Raw genomic sequence first — 22090 nt, 5'->3', positions numbered from 1 at the left:
ATTTAAGTAGTATTCATAATAATAGTGTTTTTTGTAGTTTACATATTAAGTATAATTTTGGCACAAATCTATGAATTTGATTAGCTGAGAAATATAAAATTTATTTCAAATGCTATCAAATTTGATACTTTACACTAGCATTTACCTATTATTTATTACACATATGTAAATATTACAAGCAGAACACATTTACAAATCAAGTTATCCTAAAAACAATCCTTACCTCAATCTCACCAAATCTCGTTACTCCATTGACTAATCTTTATGTCTTTAATTTCCACGCTTCCATTTTTAAGGAAAAAGAAAAGTTTATGCCCTTTTTTCTCCGGCAAACGATTGATTATTGACCTTTTACCATTAATATTCATATCAATAAATTCATCTTTCAGTATCAGATCCAATGTAATTTCTCCCCTTAAATCTTTTACCGTATTTATTCCGGTGTTATAAATGAAAGCACTCTCCTTATTAGCGTTCAATTCAACCTTATATCCTCTGTCTCTTGAGTCAGTAGCTCTGACAAACAAACCGATCTCATCATAATTGGTTAGTGGCTTTATTTTCATTGTGATCCTATAGTTCACCGGTAGTTCGGAAAGAGAAGCGACACTGGTCCCATTGGGAGAATTCAAAGTCAATTTACCGTTCGAATATGAAACCGTTTTACTGTCGGCAGGAATTTCAACTTCCGGCATCCTGATAGGAGTCATGGAAGGAAGAGACTCTGATAAGAACTTTGTATTCAATGTACCATCCGGCTCTTGCACTACTTCTCTCAGAAGCATATTTCCACCCCAGATAGGTCCATCAAAATCCTTATTATTACTCCTACAAGGCATGTACGCCACTGCTATCCTTCGATTATCTTTATATTCCGCTGTCTTATACACACTTGCCCACGATTCCACGAAAGCTTGCGTTGTAGGATATTCCCACGGTCCATAGGGTTTTCTTGACTTAACGTAATAAGTATCTCCACCTATACTATATAATAAATAATACCAGCCATTCCACCTAAAATAGTCGGAACACTCAGGAGTAGCCACTTGCCCTGTCAATGGCGAAGCTACTTCCTTCCAATCTTTCAGATTGGTTGATACAAGATGAACCAGATATCCTCCGAACCCCTCTAATTCAGGCTCCTTTTTATATCCCGAAATAAAAAGATGGTACACACCTTTATCATCTTTGAAAACTTTGGGATCACGAAAATCCCGGCTTACGCATTCTTCAGGAGCATAATAAAAAGGATTGGGTTCTTGCTTTACAAAAGAAACTCCTCCGTCTTCACTCATCGCATAGCTCAATTGCTCATGTACTTTTCCATCATTATCTTGTACCCGGGTTGAGTAAAAAGCGTAGAATTTACCTTTGTCAGCAATCACTGAGCCTGTACAAATTGATTTCTCCCAGTCTTCATCAATACCAACAGCTACCGGATAATGTTTCCACTCCACAAGATCTTTGGAAGTACTCAACGCCCACTGATGCCCTCCCAAACCACCGAGTCCGGCATGATGTCCTTCATCCAGTAACCAATAGATATAGAATGTACCCTCATGATAATAGGGCATACAATCACCTGTGAATAAACGTTTTTCCACAGGCTTGAAATACTGAAGATTGGTAGTTCGTTGAATATCAGGATTATAATCTTTCACTACTTGCGCAGATATATTCATTGCAAATAAGGTCAGTGACAACAGCAGTTTGATTCTCATAATATTATTATTTTAAGCGTTTGTAAGTTTTACGGCAGCAAATATAAAGTATATTTTTATAATAAGCAAACACATATGTAATATTTTAAAATAAAAACAGCATTCATTTTAATGACATATATGAAAACAATAAAATTACATATATTCTTTTTTATTAAATATAGATTCGATATCATTTTTGCATTTATTCAGATATAGGACTCACAAATCCACAAAATCTTATTATATTTGCAAAATATATCAAAGAAAGAATTAGAGCAATGGAAACAAAATCAAGCTACAAATCAATATATAGCATAGTAAAAAAGGATATCTTAAACGGCACATTCCCAACAGGTTCTTTATTACCTACAGAACTTACATTGGCTGACCAATACTCAGTTTCAAGACCAACTATTGCAAAAGTTTACAATCAATTGCAAACAGAAGGTTACATTACGAAAAAAAAAGGATTAGGTACTATTGTAAATTATAAACAGACTTCCAAAACATTAACTTTCGGATTATTGCTTCCCGGAGCAGGTGAGTCTGAGATATTTTCCATTATCAACGATCAGCTGCTTAAACAATCGGAAATACGCAATTTTAAATGTTTATGGGAAGGTGCAACGGCAAGTAATGCAAATATCAGAAGAGAGTTAATTGACAGTTGCTGCGATAATTACATAAGCAAAAAAGTAGATGGGGTATTCTTTTCTCCTTTGGAAAGAGTAGCTGACGCTAATGAGATAAACATTCGTATTTGTGAAAGGATGGAAGAAGCGGGAATTCCACTCATTCTAATTGATAGAGATATATTCAAGTTCCCTAAAAGAAGTAATTTTGATATTGTTTGCTTAGATAATTTCAGCGCAGGTTGCATTATGGCCCAGCACCTTATAAACCAGGGATGTACGAATATTCATTTTTTCCATAGACCCGATTCCGCCTATTCCGTTGATATGCGTTTAATAGGTATTAAAGAAGTTATGCTGCAAAATAAACTGCCGTTCAATTTATCAGATGTTCATTGTGGAAACCCCGAAGACACAAACTTTGTCAAACAAATGCAAATAATTCCAGGGAGAACAGGTATTATTTGTGCAAATGACTCTACCGCAGCTGTATTGATGTCATCTTTAACAGACATCGGTTGGAAGATTTCTTCAGATCTTCTTATTTGTGCTTATGACAATATGAAATATTCTATGCATTTGAAACATTCACTGACCTCTTTTAAACAACCTTGCGAAGAGATCGCAAATGTCAGTGTTGAACTAATGTTCAGAAGAATCAATGACAAATCCGCATATCCCGTAACGGTAAACCTTGCTGGTGAAATTGTAATTCGCGATTCAAGTAAGTTTATGGAATAAAAGAACTATTCAAAGAAAAGCGTGTTACCTCTTCCCCATTTTGGGAACAAGTGATTACCCGTTTTTCAAAGAGAAAAAAGATGCTTCATTTTATTCTCCTGAACGACAGCAAAATATAGAGAAATATGACAAAACGAAAAGATGATTTCATTTTATCGAATAAGCTAACTTTTAGAGAGGAAGATTGAGATGTTTGAAAACAAACTTCTCAATGATTGAAAAAAGTATTGGGAAAAGTGAAATAAACTTCCTATATATTGGGACGAACAATAAAGCATTCAATTCGCTCAAAACAAGCAACCGATTTCAGTGAAGCAATAACCCGAATGCAACAACTTGATAAAGCACTATTCCTGTCCTTCAACTCAAGTACTTCAGTTAATTACCCCTAGTCTTCTTTCAACTAAACCTAATACACCTCTCTTGAGTAAATCTTGTGCATCATATTTGAATAACTTTAGTACTTATTCCGGATCCCCTAGTATTTATTGCAATCAAAAGATTAAATTATACTATCAGCGACATAAACGCTTGTTTTTCATCCGCAAACTCTTTACTTTTGCACGCTATTTTAGAAGGTGCAATTAATGAATAACAAAACCAAAGGTTTTATCTACGGAGCGATTGCAGCTGCCAGCTATGGTATGAATCCTCTTTTCGCACTCCCTCTATATGGGGCGGGCATGAGTGTCGATACCGTATTATTCTATCGTTACCTGCTTGCAGCCATAGTCCTCGGCATTCTGATAAAGGTACAGGGAGAGTCTTTCGCCCTTCAGAAAAAGAACATTCTCCCTTTATTCATCATGGGATTATTGTTTTCTTTCTCTTCGCTACTCCTGTTTATGAGTTATAATTACATGGACGCAGGAATTGCTTCTACCATTCTATTTGTCTATCCGGTAATGGTGGCAATTATTATGGGGGCATTCTTTAAAGAAAAAATTTCCGCAATTACCATTTTTTCCATTTTGTTGGTATTATCAGGAATTACTTTGCTTTATCAAGGTGATGGAAATAAGCCATTATCAACAATTGGTATTATCTTAGTATTACTTTCTTCTCTTTCTTATGCGATTTATATCGTAGGAGTAAACCGATCGTCTTTGAAAAACCTACCTACGACCAAACTAACCTTTTACGCAATTCTATTTGGATTGTCAATCTATATCATACGTTTGCATTTCTGTACGGAGCTACAAATGATACCTAGCGGATGGCTTTGGGCAGACGTTATAGCATTAGCTATATTGCCAACTGCGATATCATTGGTTTGCACTGCACTAGCAATTCATTATATAGGTTCTACTCCTACTGCTATTCTTGGTGCTTTGGAGCCAGTAACAGCTTTATTCTTCGGAGTACTTTTATTCCATGAGCAACTAACTCCGCGCTTAATGACTGGTGTTTTAATGATTATTACCGCTGTCACCTTGATTATCTTAGGAAAGACGCTTATAAAAAAGATGAGTATGCTGTTGCAGATAAATAAAAAATAGTATACTTTTGCTAATCAATCAACCCAATAGCAACTTTTAATTATCAAAAATATGGTAGATGTAAAGACTTGTCTTGGCAATGCACAAGAAAAAATGGATATGGCTATAATGTATCTAGAAGAAGCGTTGGCACATATCCGCGCCGGAAAAGCGAGTACCCGATTGTTGGACGGTATCCGTGTAGATTCTTACGGAAGCATGGTGCCCATCAGTAATGTGGCTGCAGTTACTACTCCTGACGCACGTAGTATCATCATCAAGCCTTGGGACAAAAGTATGTTCCGTATCATCGAAAAAGCAATTATCGACTCCGAACTAGGTATCATGCCGGAAAATAACGGTGAAATCATTCGTATTGGCATCCCTCCTTTGACAGAGGAACGTCGTAAACAACTAGCGAAACAATGTAAAGGTGAGGGCGAAACTGCCAAGATCAGTGTTCGTAATGCTCGTCGTGATGGTATTGACGCTTTGAAGAAAGCTGTTAAAGACGGCTTGGCTGAAGATGAACAAAAGAATGCCGAAGAGAAACTGCAAAAGATACATGATAAGTATATCAAGCAGATTGACGAGATGTTGGCAGAAAAAGACAAAGAAATTATGACTGTCTAATATAAATAACGGATACATAGAAATGACTATGCAGAGAAATAATGCCTGTATAGTCATTTTCTATTTTCCACTATCCATTAAATAAATGAAAGGATTAGTAATCAAGAATACAGGTAGTTGGTACCAAGTAAAGACCGACGACGGACAATTTATCGAATGTAAAATCAAAGGGAATTTCCGGTTAAAAGGTATCCGCAGCACTAATCCTGTAGCGGTAGGCGACCGTGTTCAAATTATACTAAACCAAGAAGGAACTGCTTTTATTAGTGAAATAGAGGATAGAAAAAACTATATTATCCGCCGTTCCTCCAACCTTTCCAAACAGTCTCATATTCTTGCCGCCAACCTTGATCAATGTATGCTGATAGTAACGGTCAATTATCCTGAAACCTCTACTATTTTCATTGACCGTTTTCTTGCATCCGCTGAAGCATATCGTGTACCTGTCAAGTTGATATTTAATAAAGTAGACGTTTACGATGAGAATGAATTACGTTATTTGGATGCACTTATCAACTTGTATACTAATATCGGATATCCTTGCTTTAAAGTTTCTGCAAAAGATGGAACCGGAATAGACGCGATTAAAAAGGAGTTGGAAGGTAAGATTACTCTTTTCTCAGGACATTCCGGAGTTGGTAAATCAACTTTGATCAATGCTATCCTACCAGGTATAGAAACAAAAACCGGAGAAATCTCAACCTATCATAATAAAGGGATGCATACTACTACCTTCTCTGAAATGTTTCCTGTTCCGGAAAATGGATATATCATCGATACGCCGGGAATCAAAGGATTCGGAACTTTCGATATGGAAGAAGAAGAAGTGAGTCATTACTTCCTTGAGATTTTTAAAGTTTCCGCGGACTGTAAATATGGAAATTGTACGCATCGGCATGAACCGGGATGTGCTGTACGTAAGGCGGTGGAAGAACATCTTATCAGTGAGTCACGATATGCTTCTTATCTGAATATGTTGGAGGACAAGGAGGAGGGAAAGTATAGGGCAGCGTACTAAGGAATAATAAAAATGATATCCTAATAAATGTCCTGAAAGCCTAAGATGGCTTATGTAAATGCTTCTCGTATCTTCATTTGACATACTATCTTTTTTCTTATATTTCGCGACGATAAAAATGAATTATAAGGGCATAAAGTTACGGATGATTGGTAGTGATAATATCAGGCAATCCTGTTTACTTTTTATTGTTTTTTTTAATCATCAAAACTGCATTGTATGTATTCCAAAAAAATCCAAAGTATTTTCATCTTATGATTTCTGATCTTGGTCTTGGTGAGAAAATCATGTTGATTACGTATGCCCAAACTACCATAGAAGAACACAAACCCAACTAATTAATAATGAACTAGTTATCTCATGTCGTTCATTTGAGGAATATCCTTAAAAAATCCCTTATCTTGTTCATTCTATAAAATGAAACAAAATAAGGGAATTTATTATAAATACGCTACGAACTTCCTATAGTTCAAGTTCAATCATTTACCAGTCCAGACCTGGTTCTCCAACACTATAAATAAGACTTACTGGCTCTCCGAGATCAACTCCCTCAGATTTCCAAATACGTCCGTTCCAGATAGTATATTGAGCATTCTTTACTGATAATACTTCAACGGTTCCATTCTTTAAAGCAACGCCCAAGATTTCACCCCAATAGTTAGAAGCGTATGTAGATGCCATACAAGCAATTTCCGAATCAAAAGTACACAGTAATCTTACTGTAAGCTCCTTTTGGGAAGGATCGTCATCGGCAGCAACAGAAGTTTTGGCATTTGTAGTTGCCGCTATACGATTATATACATACAATGAATTTCCTTGACCAATCAGAGTCAAATATCCATTATATCCATACCCTAAATAATTTGTAGGTAAAGTAAAAATAACATTTTGCGGATTATCAAACAAAGCAGTCGCTTCTGGATTCAGTTCAACGAATTCAATATCTACCATTTTTCCATCACTGGTCGTAGCCAAGTGCATAATAGCTGAGCCATACTCCTGTTCCAAAACGAATTGATAATGATATAATTTACCTGTTTCCGGATCTTTCAACACCGAGAAATAATAAGTTTTTGCACCTTCCCCCCACATAGAAAATTCAGTCCGAAAAGATGCAAGATGAATTACCTCATAATTAGCAAACGCATCTTCGATAGTCGGAACATTTTGCGGCCAACTTACATTTGCTGTTTTTAAACTCGAATTTACATTCTCAATCTTTCCGACAGAATATTTCCCATAATAATCTTTAAAATCCCAGATAATCAATAACCGCTTTTTATTTTTATCATATAACAAACAATGCTGAGCAGGCAATGCCGATGGAATAAGTTCAATACCACGTAATTCTTCTCCTTCAAACGAAGTCGGTGTCGGAAGAAACTCATCTACATGGAAAAACTCATTAGTCGTTTTAATACGCGTATACAAACGTCCTTCTTCATCCGTAATCATGTTCAGGAATTGCATAAAATGAACATCTGCAATCTTCAGACCTCCCGGATATCCACCACCAAACAAATCGGTCGGTTTAGTATTTACATCCTTAAAACTACCTGGTTTTACTTCCGTCACTTGGTCAGGAGAAACAAACATCAATTGGTTAACAGCCTTCGTACTAGAGCTACCCATTGTTTTCTCCAACGCATAATGTTCATACAATTTAAAAGCATTCGAAGGCAAAGTAGCACCCTCATTCTCCAACGAATAGATATTTGTCAAAGCATTGTAATACCTGTGACCCTCTTCATCATATTCTTCCTTTATCATATGAGCACATTTCTTGCCGTCTTTTTGTGACAACACAAAGAAACCAATGCCATCATATGGTTCCAACACAGACACCCCATAAACGCAACGATAAACCATATCAATTTTATTATCGGTTATTTCAAGCAGCAAATTATATGTACTCCCCTCTGTGTAACGATCTGCCACCCATTCCAACACCGGCTCCGTACTAATAACCTCTCCTTCCAGTGTCCACGAATATGATAAGTCCATGTTAGAATCTTCCTTTGAGAAGGTATAATCAGGAGTAATCTTCAATGTTCCTCGTATGGGAACTGTATATGTCCCCCCCGTCGGAGCCATATCGATTCTCGTCAAATCTTTATAATCATAATTACCCTTATCCTCAAAACAACCGGACAAAGTAACCGTCAAGCTAACGCCTATAAACAATAATTTTATTAATTTCATAGCTAATACAATTTAATTCATAACAACTTCTATCAAAGAACCATCTTCTTCTGTCCATCCGTTTTCTTGAATATCTCTACTAAATTGCTGAACGATCAGCCTGAGTTCCGTAGATGTATAGCCCGTTATATCCGTTATTCCTGAACTTTCGATGAAACGCGCATATTTCGCATCCGAGTATTTTCCTAGAAAACGACTGGTGATAGTGTCATCCCACCAATCCGGCTTACTTAACATATCACAGAAAGTGACTGAACAAGAAATTGATTCCCGCACAGTAGGCCAGTAAGGATCTCCGATATAAGAACCGACTCCGAAATTTTCATTAGGAACTAAACGAACTGCTAAACGAACTTTTTCATTAGCAAGATGCGCTGTCCGATGTAACTTAATACTAAGATAGTCAGACCACACACCAGCATGAAAAGTCTGTTCCAACTCCACAGTATAGTCTTCGGGAAGGGCTGTTGTTCTTTCTTTAATAATCTCCAAGCGATAAGTTTGGTCCTCCTCTAATTGCTGACCATTCAATATCACAGAAAAACGAATCTCATAATCCGTTACATCTGCATATTGCCTGAAAGAGAAATAAGTAGAATCAATCCCCTTAATCGTTTCCCCCATTTCACTTTCCATCTCAGTTGGTATATAAAGCGACCGGGTCGATTGGTCATAGTTCAATAAATCTTCTTGCGAACATGAGCCTAAAACTATCAAAAACAGACTCATACACCAGATATATTTCTTTATCATAATAATCACTATTTTAAATAATTATAAAGCTTCATTTTGTGGATAAGGCAACACAAAATTCTTCGTATCTCCCATGCCCGGGATCTTCTCACCTAAACGCTTATAATAGAAGAACAACTGTCCTTCACCTATAAATTCGCGTCTAGCTTCATTCAACAATTCTCTGTTGAACCACGCATCACCACCTGAAGTACTAACATACTCTTGATTACAACCATGTCCACGTCTCACTTTGGCAAACTCCTCTAAAGCCTGTTTCTGTAATGCCTCTTTTGCATCCGGTTCCAGATTATCTGCCAAACTCAAGTGATTATAATACTCTGCCCGAATATAATACATTTCGCCCAATCGAAGCATAGGAATAATATCCATCGCATACTTTTTAAGTGTACCTTCAGCTGGTAAATATTTACTACTATAATAATCCCATCCTTCCTCAACAAGCAACTTATAACGAATATCATTGGCATCTCCTGCAAACCATCCACTAAGTGGTGACCAATTTGAGAGATACAATTTCTCATTACCGGAACGATAAGTGCGATAGTCTTCTTCCAGTCTCTGATTGGAAAGAGCAAAAATTATTTCGTCATACAACTTACTGTTTCCAGCAGCCATATCACGACTATTGGTAAAATTGAAGATATATTCCTGATACTTTTCCGCTACAGCATTCACAACAATCTCTGTTTCACGAAAAGCCTCTTCATACATTCCTTTATACAAATAAACCCGTGCCAACATACCACAAATGGCATAATAATTCAAACGATAACTACGATAAGCAAAGAACAAATCTTCCGGTACTTCTTCTGCTGAAGATATTAATCTTTGATAATCATTCTTCCAGCGCACCTCCGACATCATCCATGAAATCCGCGGAACATCAAACTTCGCCAACAATTCTTTCGCCTGTTTCAGATCTTTTATAATCAGATCCGACACTTCTTCATTCGTCCCATACTCTTTAAAAGTACATGGATACACATCTACAAAAGGAATTTGCTTCATCGGATCATTCATTTGTGCCGATGCAAACAAGCGCATTATATCAAAATGTAAAATCGCACGAAGAGCCAAAGCTTCTCCCAAAATCACATTCTTCTCGTCAGCACCTTTCATGAAAGTAGTCACCGGTTCTTTTTGAGTCCGCTGAATGAGATTGTTACAATTAGCAATACAGTTATAAGCTGTCGACCAAAAATTTTGAACCACAGGATAAGCATTGGTACCTGTATACTCATACCTTGAAAAATAATACTCATTAGTTCCAGTCGATGGAGTATAATACTTTGCCATCGCATCCAAAGCCCCCCACGTGAGTTCTTTTCCATACATACTCGAACCGGCCATTTGTCTGTAGACACCATTCAAGGCATTTCGGAAACCTTCACCAGTCTCAAAAAGTTGATCATCCTCAGTGGTGTCTTGGGGTTGTATATCCAACCAATCACTACAAGCAGACAACATAGAAAGCGAGATCAGTCCTATTAAATATTTATATATTTTCATACGAATAAATCTAGATGATTAAAAACTTGCCTTAATAGAGAAATTAAAAGTCCGGGAATAAGGATAACTTAATCCACGTTCCTGTTTCACAGAAGAGATGCGAAACAAGTCATTTGCACCAATCTCAAAACGCAACATAGTAAGGCTCAACGGAGCAATCAATTTTTGATCAAAATCATACCCCAAATTTAATGAGTTTAAAGAAAGCCAATTATAATCCTGTACGAAACGTGAAGTAGCTTGTGTTGTATGGATATTATCACCAGTTTCCAGTTTCTTAAATTGTGCATTATCACCCGGTTTTTGCCAACGTTCGGTAAAGACACGTCTATCTGCATTCACCTCATAAATATTCACATTTTCTACTCGGTCAGCCAAGGTCTGATTATACCGTTGTCCTCCCCATTCATACATAAAGGTGGCATATAAACTAAAGTTCTTCCAACGGGCATTAACACCGAAACTACCTTGAGCTGCAGGCTCTGTACTACCTACCACAACTTGGTCGGCAGAATTCCAAGTATTCGTTATTTTCCCATCAGGAGTCAGGAAAAGTTCCTCACCATTCGCTGGGTTAATACCCAAAGAACGCATGGCCCAAATAGAACTTTCCGAACCACCCTCTACATACTTCTTATAGCTCTTGGATCCCGTAGCATTACGAGCTTGACGCTGACTTAAATTATTCAAGAAATTATCTACCCGGTCGTTATAAGCTTTCAAACTCTCAGAAACTTTTAAGATAGTATTTTTGTTATGTGCCAAATTTGCATAAACAGACACAAACCAATCTTTTGTATTAAGAAGCTCGGAACGTACATCCAACTCAAAACCTTTATTTTCAATCTCGCCTACATTGTTTTTGTAGGTTGTAAAACCAGTATGACTAGGAATCGTTACATCATTTATCAAATCGACAGTACGCTTGTTATAATAGGAACCACGAATATAAATCAGCCCGTTAAAAAGACGAAGTTCTCCACCAATATCCAAAGTATTGGTAGTCTCCCAAGTCAAATCTCTATTTCCCAATGCAGCTAACACAGCACCATAACCGGTTTTATACCATTCATCAGTAAGAATATTATAAGTAGTCCGTGATTCATAAGAGCTAAAGCTTACTTTACCCAACTGACCATAGCTAGCACGTATTTTCAACAAATCAACAAACCCTAAATTCTTCAGAATTGGATAATTGTGCAAGTTCAAACCACCTCCTAAACTCCAAAAAGGAGCATATCGGCTATTCGTTCCAAATTTAGATGAACCATCCATACGCAAACTCGTATCGAACAAATAAATATCCTGGAAACTGTAATTCACAAGTCCCGTTACACCCATCAAACGTGAGTGAGACTCACTCACTGTCGGTTTATTGACAATTTCCTGTGCATAATTGGGAGAGTTCAAAGACCCTGAAGGAAAGCCTCTATAAAAAGCAGAAGTGTTAGTAGAACGATCTTCTATCATATTCCAGTTCAACGCCACGTTAATATTGTGTTCTTTGATAAAACGATTATAAATCAAAGATGCCTGCCAATCCCAAGTGAACAGGTTTCCACTGCCGGTAGTCAATTCACCCGATGACAAATTTATAGAACTCAAAGGATTTGAATTTCTTTTCGAATTAGGATCTAGAAAATTCTCACTCGAATTGAATTGTCTTGTAAGCCCTAATGTACTCTTAAACTGCAAATAATCAATGATATTCCATTGGATACTCAAATTATTGATCAATTCCTCATAAGAAGATTCATTCCGATTCTTCAAGGTAATTTCATACAACGGGTTATATGGTATTACACTACCATGCCATTGTTCCAGCATTTGTAACGGTTTGCCATTCTCATCCTCATAGATATTATAAGGCAATTGACTAGTATAATCAGAGAAAGAGCCATAAGGAGATTCCATAGAATTGGTAACATTATACGTTGTATGATTACGTACCTGCAATCTACCGATCCGATAATCAATATAGGCACCTGTTCCCCACACATTACGATGAGAACCTTTCATAACACCATCATTCTTATTTATATTCACCTCAACACCAAAGCGAACTTGCTCCGTACCCCCATCTATATATAAACTATGTACTGTGTTGAAAGATGTACGCAAAGGTTTATCCAACCAGTAAGTATCGACTCCATTTTTTACATTATACAGCTTACGAGCGTATTCTCTTTGTAAACGTGACCAGTCACTTAAATTCATGCCAGCTTTCATATCATATTGCCCAGACAATCTTTCCGCTTCCAAATGTTCAGCTGCATTCATCAAATCATAATCACTCAGGTCAGGTGCTTCAATCTGTCCTGTTAAACTATAAGAAACATTCAACTTTCCAGGTTTAGGCGCTACTGTTTTGATAACTACAACACCATTAGCTGCACGTGAACCGTACATCGCGGTAGCCGCCGCATCACGTAGAATGGTCACACTTTCAATACGAGAAGGGTCAAAGTCATAAAGCTTCGTTACACTAATCTCGAATCCATCCATAATAAATGTCGGAAGGTTCGGATTATTCTTCAATGAAGATTTATCCGTAACATTCATATCCAGTTCCTTTTGACCAAAAGCAGACTTACCACGTACATACACTTCAGGTAATGCATTCGGGTCAGATCCCCAAGTTACATTCTCCGCAATACGAAAAGAAGGATCAAAAGCTTGAAGAGCCGCAATAACATTTGTCTTATTCACTTTAAGAAGTTCGTCTTTTTTTATCGTTATGGTATTACCCGTAAAACTTTCTTTACGTATATCAGCCATACCGGTAATAACCACTTCATTGAGCTCATTCGCATCTTCTTCCATACGAATTTGAAGATCTTTCTTTTGACCAGCTTTCACTTTTACTTCTTGAGGTTTCATACCAATATATGAGAACGTCAGAGTAACATCCTTTTGTGGAGCACTGATCTTAAAATTACCATCAATGTCACAGACAGCACCACCTTTAAATCCTTTTACAACCACATTCACTCCTGGCAAAGAGTGCCCTTCTAGATCAGTAACCTTACCCTTTATGATACGGTTACTTTCATGTTCCACCTTAACAGTAACCGTTGTTGTCTGTGCACTCAAAGGAGAAGTACACACCAACAAGGAGGCTGCTAAACAACAACCAATTACAAAACTTCGCTTATCTCTCATAAAAAATGTTTAATTAAAAACAGTTATCCAACAAATCTTATATTCTAATTACTTCTTACGACGGCGCCACCAAGTAATGACGTAACCAGCCAACAAACCAACAGGTATGAGTCCCATAAAGACAATCTGTACCCAGATCAAAGCTCCTTGCCCGATGTACATCTTATCGTCAGCCGGATGCGGGCGGCTGTCATTGACAGGGAATTCATCATTCGACAATTCGCGGAAGACTTCGCTGATCAACGTAAAATTGGAAGTAGGCATATTATCTCTGTTAGTAGTCAATTCACTATTGGCCATGCAGTCTGCATCTCCACAGACATAAATGCGTTGTTGTTTGTCCCCCACCTGACGAACCAAACGTGTTACCAAAGGAATAGAATCCATTCTCTCACTAGTTTCCGGATTAAGGGATGGGATATCGTCTACAAAATCTGTTGTTTGTAATTCATTCCATGCTTTTGAAGTAGTAGCAAATAACACAGTAGATTGGAATCCGCAACTATCACTAACCTGATATTCTACCGCACCCGGCATCGAAAGCTTAGAACCATATCTCGACATACGATAGAATCCAGAATTGGCTTTCATAGCAGCTGCCGTTGGGTCAAGAAACAACTGGTTGGCTGCATATCCTTGGGTCTCTTCTACTACCGTTCCCGGCATAAAGGTAATACCTACTTTCTCTACTAACGGATTCATTAATGACTGACGGCGAGGTTCACAAGCGATAATCAAATCACCGCCACGAGCCAAAAAGCGTTGCACCTTCGCTACCTCTTCCGGAGTATAAGCTTCACGTACATCTGCAATAACAAGTACATCAATATCTTCTGCTATATCAACAGTAGCCGTATCTGCTTTTAAGTCGAGCGTACTAATTCTAAATCCCTGATTAATCAAAGAATAACGGAAAGTCAGGTTCTTGGCAAAAGCACTGTAATCTCGTTCTCCACCTTTATAGATATCACGTTCTCCATGTCCGGTTACAAAAGCAACCATAGGAGCTTTCACAACCATTGTTTTTAAAGCAGAAGAAATCTGAGATTCCTGAGGATCACGCTGGGTATCATCATAGAGACGTAAGAAAGCTTTCTGTCCGTTTTCACGTTCGAACAAATAAACGAAACGATTACCTTCCTCTTCCAGATTAATACCTTTGGATTGGGCCAGTTCTTTAATTTCTTCCGGAGAAAGAAACATATCGAAGTCGAAATCGTAAGTATCACATAAACGTTGTGCGATTTCCTTATCCGTCAATCCCGGATACCGGGCATAAAGTCGGGGATTATCCACATGATCGTAATAGTAGACATACTTCATCTTCATCTCCGGTTTGAAACGAATGTAGTCTTCAAACTTACGCATTTCCCAGTTTCTACTGCTAGGCATACCACGACTAAAGTTGTCATCCAGCAGATTGACAAACGTAGTCAGGGTAAGTCCCCCATCCAGTTTGCTTACTACTTCCTGACTGGGAGGGGTCAATGTATTTGCTTTGGTAGCAGTGGCATCATAATAACCCATCAATTGAGGACGTGAAGTGGCATAGCCGAGTAACAGTGTAACACAAACCGCACCTGTATACTGAAGTGTCTTACTGATCTTACTTGTGCTAGTACGCTCAAATTTCAGTCTCAAGATAGAGAGAGAAAGGAAAAAGAGAACAACAATTATGAAATAGAATACATCTTCACTACAAATCATTCCACTCAAAAATTTAGCTGAACGTCCTGACAAAGCTAACCAATAGGTCAAATCACGAACAAAATCGATATCCTGTCCAACTGAGTTCATGAAGTTCAAGATAGCAAGAACAGTCAAAGTACCCACTGCTGCCACTACCTGATAAGCAGTCAGAGTAGACATGAACAAACCAATAGCAGCATAAGCACATACCAACAAAAAAATACCCAAAACTGCAGTTAATGCAAACGGATAATCAAAGTTCTCTACAATACAAGCTGTATAAATAAAATAAGCAAATAAGATAGCCACCAAAATCAAAGCATAAACCAACATAGATATATATTTACCTATGATAATCTGTACATTCGTAATAGGTGAAGAATATAATAGTTTGATAGAGCCACTACTATATTCCTTGCTCATAAGTCCCATAGTAAGCAATGGTATATAAAGATATAAGTTATTCTGCATATCAGAATAGACACCTCTATACCCCGCCAACAAGCTCGATGTTAAGTTATAAGGACGATAATTTAATGCCAGATAACGTAATTGATCACTAATCAGATCGGAAAAGGTAAGTCCGGCCTGAAATGCGAATATGATAAGGATTAACCATGCAATAGGTGAACAAAAGAGTGTATTCAGTTCAGCCTTTGCTATTTTCCATATAGTTTTCATACTTATTTCTATTTTCAAAGTTTATGATTACCTCTTTCCCGAAAGACGAGCAAAAATCTCATCCAATGAAAGACGTTCTAACTGAATCTCTTCTAACTGCCAACCTTTGGCGACACTAGTAGCAATCATTTTCTCAGTAATATCCTTTGGGTCTACAAAATGGAAACGATAATGACAATCGCCCAAATCATCTACAGCGGTAATTCCCTCTAATTTGTTCAAATCATCCACAGCAGGAGCTTTGCGCAACGTTGCTACAAAAGAAGTTGGAGCTACATAGTTATCAAAGTCATCGATGGTCCCTGAGAAAACTACCTTGCCTTGTTCAATCATGCGAATTTCATCACAAGTTGCCTGAACTTCAGGAAGGATATGCGTAGAAAGCATTACGGCATGGTCAGTAGCGAGTTCTTTAATCAGATTACGGATTTCGACAATCTGGTTCGGGTCCAAACCATTAGTAGGTTCATCCAATACCACAAACTTAGGACGGTGAACAATAGCTTGTGCAATACCAATACGCTGTTGATAACCACCTGACAGGTTACGCAGCAAACGGGAACGGAAATGAGTTACACCACAACGATCCATGGCGCGCTCTACTGCTTTTCCGATCTCCTCCGGTTGCATCAAATGCAAGTTGGCACAATAAGTCAAATATTCCTCGACAGTCATATCAGAATACAAAGGAGGACGCTGTGGCAAGAACCCTATGAACTTTTTCGCTTCTACAGGATTCTCACGCAAACTGATGTTATTGATCCAAACATTTCCTTCTGTCTGGTTCAAAACACCGCATATGATATTCATCGTAGTAGACTTCCCGGCACCATTGGAACCCAACAGTCCAAAAACTCCCTTACTTTTTACTTCAAAATTTATATCGCGAATCGCCCAGTCAACACTGTAACGATGAGACAAATGTTCTACTTTAACAATTACTTCTTCCATGATACATTCGTATTTTATAGGATACACATTCTATTATCTTCTCTTTCTGCGGACCAAAATAGTAATGCCGATGGCAGCCAATATAATTGGCATTACACCATACCACCCGTATCTTACCAACTTACGTGCATCACGACCGACATACACCTCATCATCCAACGGACGAGGACGTTCCGTATCCAGTGGATATTCATCATAAGAAAGCCATCTGAAAGTTCCGGTTACAATTGTAAAATTAGTAGATGAATATCCATTACGACTTTTACTCATTTCACCATCACTTATACAGTCTGCATCCCCCGAAACAACAATACGCTGTTCTTTATCTCCTAGCTTACGACTCAAAGCAAGCACAGTAGGTATCACTCCCTGCTTTTCACCTGTTTCCGGATTATATTCAGGAGTACCATCCAAGAAATCAGTTGTTTGCAATTCATTCCAAGACAATGAATCGGTTACAATAACCGGAATGGCACTAAAACCTTTGGAAGGATCGAAAGACAAACCGACTGCATCCGGCATTGTCACTGTATAACCAAATTCATAAGGACGAGCATAGGGTTTAAAATGTTCAGCCGCATCTTTAGTAATCTGACCAATAATTAAGGACGGTGAATCATTTTCTTTGATTTCAACCAATGTTCCAGGCATACAAGTCACTCCAAACTGCTCTAAAAGTGGATTCATTACTTCCTGCCGACGGGCATCTCCTAAAATAAAAAGATTACCTCCTCGATCTACATACTTACGCAGGCGTTCTTGTTCAACCTCATCGAATGGAGTCTTCACATCACTAATCACAACGATATCCACATCTTCCGGCATTTCTTTTTCTGCCAAATTCAAAGTTTCAACATCGAAACCTTGCGTAAGTAATGAATGACGGAAAGTCTGACGTTTCGCAACACGATTATAATCACGATCCCCCACTTTATAGATATCACGCATATCGTGACCTTCAAGGAAAACAACCTTCGGTGATTTCACGACAAAACGTTTAAAAGCAGCAGAGATTTCTGTTTCTGACGGATGTTTTTCGTTATCATCAAATAAACGTAAGATACTTTTCTGACCATTACCACGTTCCACTACACGTATGAAACGGTTACCTTCTGCAGATAAATCGATTCTCTCTTTAATCTCGTCTGGCGTAAGGAACATCTTAAGATCCAAATCGAGGATATTTGACATTTTTTCTGCTCTCTCTTCAATCGTATTACAACCTTCCAAACGGAAATCCAATTGTGAATTAGCTTCATCATAGTAATAAACGTAATCCATCTCCAAATCCGGTTTGAAACGAATATACCGTTCAAACCTTTCACGATCATATTTCAATTGACTCGGTAAACCAATAGCATAATTATCATCCAACAAATTGACATAGCTGGTAATTTTCAGCTTCCCATCCATTTGTTTCATAATGTCTCGGCTCACTTGCGTTAATGTATTGCGTTCGGTAGCGGTAGCATCATAATATAACTTCATTGAAGGCAAAGTCGAAACATAACCAATCAACAAAGCAACCACAACTACAGCACTGTAGGTTCCCCAAGTTTTAGCGGGAGATACTTTACTACGTCCAGCACGGAGTTTTAAGATGGAAAGAGTCAAGAACAACGCTATAATCAGGAAGAAATAAAGCAGATCTTCACTACAAATCATTCCGTTAATAAATTGGTCAGCACGTCCGGAAATAGAAAGCCAATAGGTTATATCACGTACAAAAGCATAGTTCTGTCCTACATCTCCAATATAATTCAATGCAGCCAATACAGCCAGTGTACCCATTGCTGCAACTACCTGATAAGAAGTGATACTGGACATAAACAAGCCAATTGCACCATAGGCACAAATCAATAAGTAAATTCCTAAAATACCTGTAAACAGCAATCCGAGATCAGCTTCTTTAATAAAGATACTACAAAAAAGAGCGATCAGAAATAATGGAAGGATCAGCACCAAGTTATAAATAAGTACAGATACATACTTTCCAAATATAATTTGACTATCCGTGACCGGAGAGGAGAAAAGCAGTTTGATAGAACCACTGCTATATTCGCGACTCATCAATCCCATAGTCAATAAAGGAATATACAAATAAAGATTACGCAGGAATCCGGGGAAAATACCTAACCAACCGGTAAAGAGGTTTGCCGTCACATCCCAAAGTCCGCTTCCCAATGCTTGCCCCAATACCTGACGGTCAAAGGCATTTCCAAATGCCACACCTACCTGTACAGCAAAAATAACTAAAATGAGCCATGCCACCGGAGAACAAAACAACGAACGTAATTCGGCAATAGCTACTCGATATGTAGTTTTCATGTAAATGTTTGAATTATATGATTAATCAATTTTGATTCCTTTTCCAGACAATTGTGCAAAAACTGTATCCAAAGAATCCCGTTCTAGGATTATTTCACTGGGACGCCATCCTTTTTCCACAGCCATTTCTGTGATGCGTTTGGTCATGGAATGATCGTTTCCGTCAAAATGGAAACGGAAACGAGTTGTTGTCAGTTTCTCTACTTTGAGAATACCTTCGATTTTCTCTAATTCATCTGCCAAAGGAGGATTCTCAAGAATAGCAACAAAAGTACTGGGAGCCATATAGTTGTTGAAATCACGAATCGTACCTGAAAACACAACATTTCCATGTTCAATCATTTTAATCTCATCACATGAAGCTTGTACTTCAGAAAGAATATGAGTGGACAACATGACGGCACGATCAACGGCAATTTCCTTAATCAAATTGCGAATTTCTACAATCTGATTCGGATCAAGTCCGTTAGTCGGCTCATCCAATACGACAAACAACGGATTGTGTACAATTGCCTGAGCTATACCTACACGCTGTTGATATCCTCCAGACAAATTACTAATAAGACGTTTACTAAAGTGCATGATACCACACTTTTCTTTCGCAAAGTCTACAGCGGTTCTGATACTTTTTGGTTCCATTCGGCGAAGTTGCGCACAATAAACCAAATATTCGTCTACCGTAAAATCAGAATACAAAGGCGGTTTTTGAGGAAGGAAACCGATGTATTTCTTAGCTTCTACCGGATTTTCTCTCAAGCTGACGCCGTTTATAAAGACTTCACCCTCTGTCTGATTCAATACTCCACACATGATGTTCATAGTAGTCGACTTCCCCGCACCATTGGAGCCCAACAGACCGAAAACACCTTTTTTCTTGATTTCAAGATTAATGTCCCGAATAGCCCATTGCACACTGTAACGATGTGAAAGATGCTCTACCCTCACAATAGATTCATTCATAACACTTGTTGATAAGTTAAATATCTTATAAATACATTAAACTCAAAATTGAATATATTAGGCTATTATAAATAAAGAATGTGTATTTTAACTTTGTGTCGTTCTCGTTTATAAATTCCTAAAAACTCTGCGAAATTATAAACCTTTATAATTATACGCAAATTTTTCAGGTTTTAGTTTTATATGCACTTTTTTTTCAGAAACTTAATAAGTAACATATAGTCAGCAATATATTTAATAAACAGGCAATATTTACCAGAATACACATCAAATAAGCCTAATTCTCCAAATATTTAATTTCTAAAAGTCAAAAAGCCGCATCTAAAGCTTTAACTTTTATTAATTCTTAAGTTTGAATTTGTCTTTTTTAGTAAATTTAATAAAAAAGGTAAACTCATAATGAACAAAAAGAGAGATGCTATCCTTTAAACATATTTCGTCTTTTTCTTAAATTACTTAACTAAATTATATCTTCCTTCCCCATTAAACCTTTGGTACCTGTTCTTGTCTAATTGAAAAGAATAAAAACATATCTATTACGATACTAAACCATGAATAAAAAGACAAAATGGGGCATCATTATCTTAGTAAGTGCCGGAATCATCGGTGGAGGAATTTACTCCCAATTACCGAAAACAAACGACGAACTGGCTGCTGCCGACAAAGTACTGAACAATAACAAAAAGAATGGAAAGAAAATTCTGAATGTTAATGCTAAGGTCATAAAACCACAACTATTAACTGACGGATTTCCAACTATTGGTTTACTCAAGCCTGACGAAGAGGTAGATTTATCTTTTGAAACATCTGGAAAAGTAATTGAAATAAACTTTGAAGAAGGAACTGCAGTAAAAAAAGGACAGCTTCTTGCTAAAGTTAATGATCGTCCATTGCAAGCACAATTACAAAGATTACTTGCTCAATTAAAATTGGCAGAAGATCGTGTGTTTCGCCAAGATGCCTTATTAAAGCGGGATGCTGTCAGTAAAGAGGCTTATGAACAAGTAAAAACAGACTTAGCCACCCTCAATGCAGATATAGAAATAGTGAAAGCAAACATTGCATTAACAGAACTGCATGCCCCTTTCGACGGAATAATTGGTCTTCGACAAATCAGTGTCGGATCATACGCTTCGCCAACCACAGTGGTTGCTAAGCTAACTAAAATAGCTCCACTAAAAGTTGAATTTTCCGTACCGGAACGTTACGCTACGCAAATTAAAAAAGGCACCAATCTTAGTTTTAAAGTTGAAGGAAAGCTCGATGCATTCAATGCACAAGTTTATGCTGTGGAATCTGCCATTGATCCTGATCTGCATCAGTTTACCGCACGTGCACTTTATCCGAACACTAATCGCGCATTACTTCCCGGTCGTTATGCTAACATCTTATTAAAAAAAGAAGAAATACCTAATGCCATTGCTATCCCGACAGAAGCCATCCAACCGGAAATGGGTAAGGATAAAGTGTTCTTATATAAATCCGGCAAAGTTGAACCAGTGGAAGTAACGACAGGAATCCGTAATGAATCCGAAGTACAAATCATCCGGGGATTACAAGTTGGAGACACCATCATTACTTCTGGAATCTTGCAACTTCGTCTGGGCTTGCCCGTCACTTTGGATAACATTGACTAAAATCTTCCCA

14 protein-coding genes are annotated in these 22090 nt (G+C 37.7%); 5 read left to right on the top strand and 9 right to left on the bottom strand.

All coding sequences use genetic code 11. The annotated features are described in order from the left end of the window. Positions 1 to 230: 230 nt before the first annotated feature. Complete coding sequence (locus tag EJF25_RS13315; RefSeq protein ID WP_125041555.1) at positions 231 to 1721, bottom strand: family 43 glycosylhydrolase; 1491 nt, start codon at positions 1719 to 1721, stop codon at positions 231 to 233. A gap of 260 nt (positions 1722 to 1981) precedes the next feature. Between EJF25_RS13315 and EJF25_RS13310 the strand changes: the two genes are divergently transcribed. From EJF25_RS13310 to rsgA, 4 genes are all read left to right on the top strand, one after another. Beyond that, the gene (locus EJF25_RS13310; protein WP_125041554.1) at positions 1982 to 3076 is read left to right on the top strand and encodes a GntR family transcriptional regulator; all 1095 of its coding nucleotides are present in this window, start codon (positions 1982 to 1984) and stop codon (positions 3074 to 3076) included. A 587-nt stretch (positions 3077 to 3663) separates the two neighbouring features. Then, on the top strand, positions 3664 to 4575 hold the full coding sequence (locus EJF25_RS13305; protein ID WP_125041553.1) for a DMT family transporter: 912 nt from the start codon (positions 3664 to 3666) through the stop codon (positions 4573 to 4575). Positions 4576 to 4626: 51 nt separating this feature from the next. Beyond that, on the top strand, positions 4627 to 5187 hold the full coding sequence (gene frr, locus EJF25_RS13300) for a ribosome recycling factor (RefSeq protein WP_125041552.1): 561 nt from the start codon (positions 4627 to 4629) through the stop codon (positions 5185 to 5187). An 85-nt stretch (positions 5188 to 5272) separates the two neighbouring features. Further along, the gene (rsgA, locus tag EJF25_RS13295; protein ID WP_125041551.1) at positions 5273 to 6205 is read left to right on the top strand and encodes a ribosome small subunit-dependent GTPase A; all 933 of its coding nucleotides are present in this window, start codon (positions 5273 to 5275) and stop codon (positions 6203 to 6205) included. Positions 6206 to 6688: 483 nt separating this feature from the next. Here the strand turns inward: rsgA and EJF25_RS13290 are convergent, their stop codons facing one another. Genes EJF25_RS13290 through EJF25_RS13255 form a run of 8 tightly spaced genes read right to left on the bottom strand, consistent with a single transcriptional unit; the run spans position 6689 to position 20443 of the window. Beyond that, positions 6689 to 8407, bottom strand: a complete 1719-nt coding sequence (locus tag EJF25_RS13290) for a PKD-like family lipoprotein (protein WP_125041550.1) — start codon at positions 8405 to 8407, stop codon at positions 6689 to 6691. Between the two features lie 12 nt (positions 8408 to 8419). Continuing rightward, positions 8420 to 9160, bottom strand: a complete 741-nt coding sequence (locus EJF25_RS13285) for a DUF4843 domain-containing protein (RefSeq protein ID WP_125041549.1) — start codon at positions 9158 to 9160, stop codon at positions 8420 to 8422. Between the two features lie 21 nt (positions 9161 to 9181). Next, the gene (locus EJF25_RS13280) at positions 9182 to 10672 is read right to left on the bottom strand and encodes a RagB/SusD family nutrient uptake outer membrane protein (protein ID WP_125041548.1); all 1491 of its coding nucleotides are present in this window, start codon (positions 10670 to 10672) and stop codon (positions 9182 to 9184) included. 18 nt (positions 10673 to 10690) lie between these two features. Continuing rightward, complete coding sequence (locus EJF25_RS13275; RefSeq protein WP_125041547.1) at positions 10691 to 13834, bottom strand: SusC/RagA family TonB-linked outer membrane protein; 3144 nt, start codon at positions 13832 to 13834, stop codon at positions 10691 to 10693. Between the two features lie 48 nt (positions 13835 to 13882). After that, on the bottom strand, positions 13883 to 16204 hold the full coding sequence (locus EJF25_RS13270; protein ID WP_125041546.1) for a Gldg family protein: 2322 nt from the start codon (positions 16202 to 16204) through the stop codon (positions 13883 to 13885). Between the two features lie 27 nt (positions 16205 to 16231). Further along, the gene (locus EJF25_RS13265) at positions 16232 to 17155 is read right to left on the bottom strand and encodes an ABC transporter ATP-binding protein (protein ID WP_125041545.1); all 924 of its coding nucleotides are present in this window, start codon (positions 17153 to 17155) and stop codon (positions 16232 to 16234) included. 33 nt (positions 17156 to 17188) lie between these two features. After that, positions 17189 to 19483 carry a Gldg family protein gene (locus EJF25_RS13260; RefSeq protein WP_125041544.1) on the bottom strand — a complete coding sequence of 765 codons (2295 nt, stop codon included), beginning with the start codon at positions 19481 to 19483 and terminating at the stop codon, positions 17189 to 17191. Positions 19484 to 19504: 21 nt separating this feature from the next. Continuing rightward, entirely contained in the window at positions 19505 to 20443 is a 939-nt protein-coding gene (locus EJF25_RS13255; RefSeq protein WP_125041543.1) for an ABC transporter ATP-binding protein, read from the bottom strand. A gap of 551 nt (positions 20444 to 20994) precedes the next feature. Here EJF25_RS13255 and EJF25_RS13250 point away from each other — a divergent pair. Further along, the gene (locus EJF25_RS13250) at positions 20995 to 22080 is read left to right on the top strand and encodes an efflux RND transporter periplasmic adaptor subunit (RefSeq protein WP_125041542.1); all 1086 of its coding nucleotides are present in this window, start codon (positions 20995 to 20997) and stop codon (positions 22078 to 22080) included. Positions 22081 to 22090: the final 10 nt, after the last annotated feature.

Origin of the sequence: Bacteroides faecalis (genome assembly GCF_003865075.1) — a bacterium.
In the GTDB taxonomy this organism is placed as follows: domain Bacteria; phylum Bacteroidota; class Bacteroidia; order Bacteroidales; family Bacteroidaceae; genus Bacteroides; species Bacteroides faecalis.
This window is presented reverse-complemented; position numbering and strand designations above follow the sequence as displayed.

What these genes read in the sequence shown, in the direction of transcription:
- EJF25_RS13315 (WP_125041555.1), bottom strand. Translation starts at nt 1,721, where the DNA reads ATGAGAATCAAACTGCTGTTGTCACTGACCTTATTTGCAATGAATATA.
- EJF25_RS13310 (WP_125041554.1), top strand. Translation starts at nt 1,982, where the DNA reads ATGGAAACAAAATCAAGCTACAAATCAATATATAGCATAGTAAAAAAG.
- EJF25_RS13305 (WP_125041553.1), top strand. Translation starts at nt 3,664, where the DNA reads ATGAATAACAAAACCAAAGGTTTTATCTACGGAGCGATTGCAGCTGCC.
- frr (WP_125041552.1), top strand. Translation starts at nt 4,627, where the DNA reads ATGGTAGATGTAAAGACTTGTCTTGGCAATGCACAAGAAAAAATGGAT.
- rsgA (WP_125041551.1), top strand. Translation starts at nt 5,273, where the DNA reads ATGAAAGGATTAGTAATCAAGAATACAGGTAGTTGGTACCAAGTAAAG.
- EJF25_RS13290 (WP_125041550.1), bottom strand. Translation starts at nt 8,407, where the DNA reads ATGAAATTAATAAAATTATTGTTTATAGGCGTTAGCTTGACGGTTACT.
- EJF25_RS13285 (WP_125041549.1), bottom strand. Translation starts at nt 9,160, where the DNA reads ATGATAAAGAAATATATCTGGTGTATGAGTCTGTTTTTGATAGTTTTA.
- EJF25_RS13280 (WP_125041548.1), bottom strand. Translation starts at nt 10,672, where the DNA reads ATGAAAATATATAAATATTTAATAGGACTGATCTCGCTTTCTATGTTG.
- EJF25_RS13275 (WP_125041547.1), bottom strand. Translation starts at nt 13,834, where the DNA reads ATGAGAGATAAGCGAAGTTTTGTAATTGGTTGTTGTTTAGCAGCCTCC.
- EJF25_RS13270 (WP_125041546.1), bottom strand. Translation starts at nt 16,204, where the DNA reads ATGAAAACTATATGGAAAATAGCAAAGGCTGAACTGAATACACTCTTT.
- EJF25_RS13265 (WP_125041545.1), bottom strand. Translation starts at nt 17,155, where the DNA reads ATGGAAGAAGTAATTGTTAAAGTAGAACATTTGTCTCATCGTTACAGT.
- EJF25_RS13260 (WP_125041544.1), bottom strand. Translation starts at nt 19,483, where the DNA reads ATGAAAACTACATATCGAGTAGCTATTGCCGAATTACGTTCGTTGTTT.
- EJF25_RS13255 (WP_125041543.1), bottom strand. Translation starts at nt 20,443, where the DNA reads ATGAATGAATCTATTGTGAGGGTAGAGCATCTTTCACATCGTTACAGT.
- EJF25_RS13250 (WP_125041542.1), top strand. Translation starts at nt 20,995, where the DNA reads ATGAATAAAAAGACAAAATGGGGCATCATTATCTTAGTAAGTGCCGGA.